Here is a 2,365-nt window from a genome sequence, read left to right as displayed (position 1 = left end):
CGCTCATTTGCGACTTCCTTATGTTAACATTTTCATCTTTCAATGTCAACTAAGTTTTTCATTTCGTTTGTCGCTTTTGACGTTGTTGTTATCGGCGACTTGTTCTATATTACACCTCTAAGGTACAATCGTCAATACGTTTTTATAAAAAAACTTCATTTTTCTAAAATCCTATTTACATATCTCTTCTATAAGAATATATAAGCAACCCATATAATACACTATGGGTTGCTTTCCATCATAAAAACTATTGTTCTTTTGAAGGTACCGAACAGCTTTCATCCGTACAAGACATATCACTTCCACCTTCTGAAGAGAGCTCTTGTAACTTAGGTACAGGATTCTCTTCTTCCCACACTTGCTGAAGTGCACCAACAAAAGTTTCAAGTGGTTGCGCACCTGAAATAGCATACTTTTGATTAATAATAAAATAAGGTACTCCTGAAATTTGATATTGTTGAGCAATCGCTTCATCAACTCTAACATCATTTGCATATGCACTTTTATCATTAATAACCTTTAAAGCTTCTTGTTTATCTAAACCTGAAGCTTCAGCGATAGTAGCAAGCGCATCCACATCACTTAAATTTTTCGATTCAGTGAAATATGCAAAAAGTAGATTCTCCGTAATCTCTTTTTCTTTCCCTTGATCTTTTGCAAATTTCGCAAGGCGATGCGCATCAAAAGTGTTCGTCGGCTTCATCTCATCAAAATTAAAACTTAAACCCATACTAGCTGCATGATTACCTAGTTGCACGTTATTACGTTTCGCTTCTTCAATACTAATCCCATACTTTGATGCAAGTACTTCATTAATACTTGTTCCAGAATAGATTGGAGCATTTTGGTCTAATTCAAAACTTTTAAACTCAACTTCAACATTCTTCTTATGTGGAAATTGCTCTAAAGCCATCTCTAATCTACGTTTCCCAATGTAGCAAAATGGACACACAAAATCTGACCATACTTCAATTTTCATAGAAACACCTCATTAACATGTAGTTGTCAATCATTGTAGCACCGGCACTAAGGAATTCAAAAATTTATGCTTCAAGCCTTATATACTACAACCTAAAATAAATTTATAAATAGAAAAACGATAATCAAAAGTATTACCTTCTGATTATCGTATATGTAAATCTAATTATACTTAAATATATCTTCCCACGAACTTCCATACGGTATTCCAATATGCATTTGAATCTATCTTCTCAGCTTCTCCATGTCCAGTACCTGGAACAATTAATTTCTCTTTTTCTACTTTTACAGCATTATATACTTCATCTAACATTTCAAAAGGAACAAATGTATCCGCATCCCCGTGAATGAATAGCATCGGTGTTTTACTTTTCTCAACTTGTTTTACAGCTGAAGCTTCTTCTAAATCATATCCAGCTCTTAATTTTGTAACCGTATTAGCCGCATTCATAACAGGAAACTTCGGTAAATGGAATAAATCTTTTAGTTGATAAGTAAATTCACCAACAACAGTTGAGTATCCACAATCTTCAATAATAACTTTCACGTTAGAAGGTAAATCTTCACCTGAAGTCATCATTACAGTTGCCCCTCCCATTGAAACACCAAATAGTGCTATTTCAGCATTGGGGTCTTTCTTTACAATTTGTTGGATCCAAATCAAAATATCTTTACGATCGTGCCAGCCCATCCCTATATAATCACCTTCACTATTTCCATGCCCACGAAGATCTGGCGCTATAACGTTATATCCTTGTTCATAAAAATTCCGGATATATTTCGTCATTTTTGATGCCCTACTATCATATCCATGAACTACAATTGCCCATTTATGGCTAGATTGTTTATTCATATATTCATAACCTGTTAATTTCAACTTATCGAAAGAATTTATGTGTAGTGTATTAGGTTTATGATTTGATACAAAGTTCGCATCCTTTTCTTCACTTGTAGCCAACACATCTCCTGATGCATTCACAGTTTCTACCAAGTGAGGGTTATCCTCTAAAAACTCTTTCTCTTGTTTCGCATTCAACGCATAATTATAAAAATAATTCCCGACTAACATATACACAATCGCTAGAAGGACTAAGGCTACTATAGTAATTATACCTATCTTTTTCATGTTATCTCCTTTTAAAAATTAAATCTTCCTATATTAAAGTACTTCAAAAAATAACTGTACTATTTTAACATACCGATAGGTTGCTTCCACAAAAAATAAAATAGAAAATCTTAAACTACATATCGAAATTGATGAAAGAAATTGAATATAAAAGAATAACTTGAGACTGATAAGAAGTTAGAAGCACAAAAAAGACGAGTCATTCTGACTCGTCTTAAGCTTGCTTGGCGACGTCCTACTCTCACAGGGACAAGGTCCCAA

Annotated in this window: 2 protein-coding genes; both read right to left on the bottom strand. The window is 33.7% G+C overall.

Features of this window, described 5'->3' with window-relative positions; genetic code table 11:
• Window positions 1–247: 247 nt before the first annotated feature.
• Window positions 248–979, bottom strand: coding sequence for a DsbA family oxidoreductase (locus PDQ68_RS28445; RefSeq protein ID WP_270787166.1), 732 nt, complete (start codon window positions 977–979; stop codon window positions 248–250).
• Between the two features lie 171 nt (window positions 980–1,150).
• A complete protein-coding gene (locus PDQ68_RS28440) occupies window positions 1,151–2,104 on the bottom strand; it encodes an alpha/beta hydrolase (protein WP_061182302.1) in 954 nt (317 codons plus the stop codon).
• Window positions 2,105–2,365: the final 261 nt, after the last annotated feature.

Source organism: Bacillus cereus group sp. Bc010 (genome assembly GCF_027716745.1).
Lineage (GTDB): Bacteria > Bacillota > Bacilli > Bacillales > Bacillaceae_G > Bacillus_A > Bacillus_A pacificus.
The sequence above is the reverse complement of the archived record's forward strand: the minus strand, read 5'-3'. Positions and strand labels throughout refer to the sequence as shown.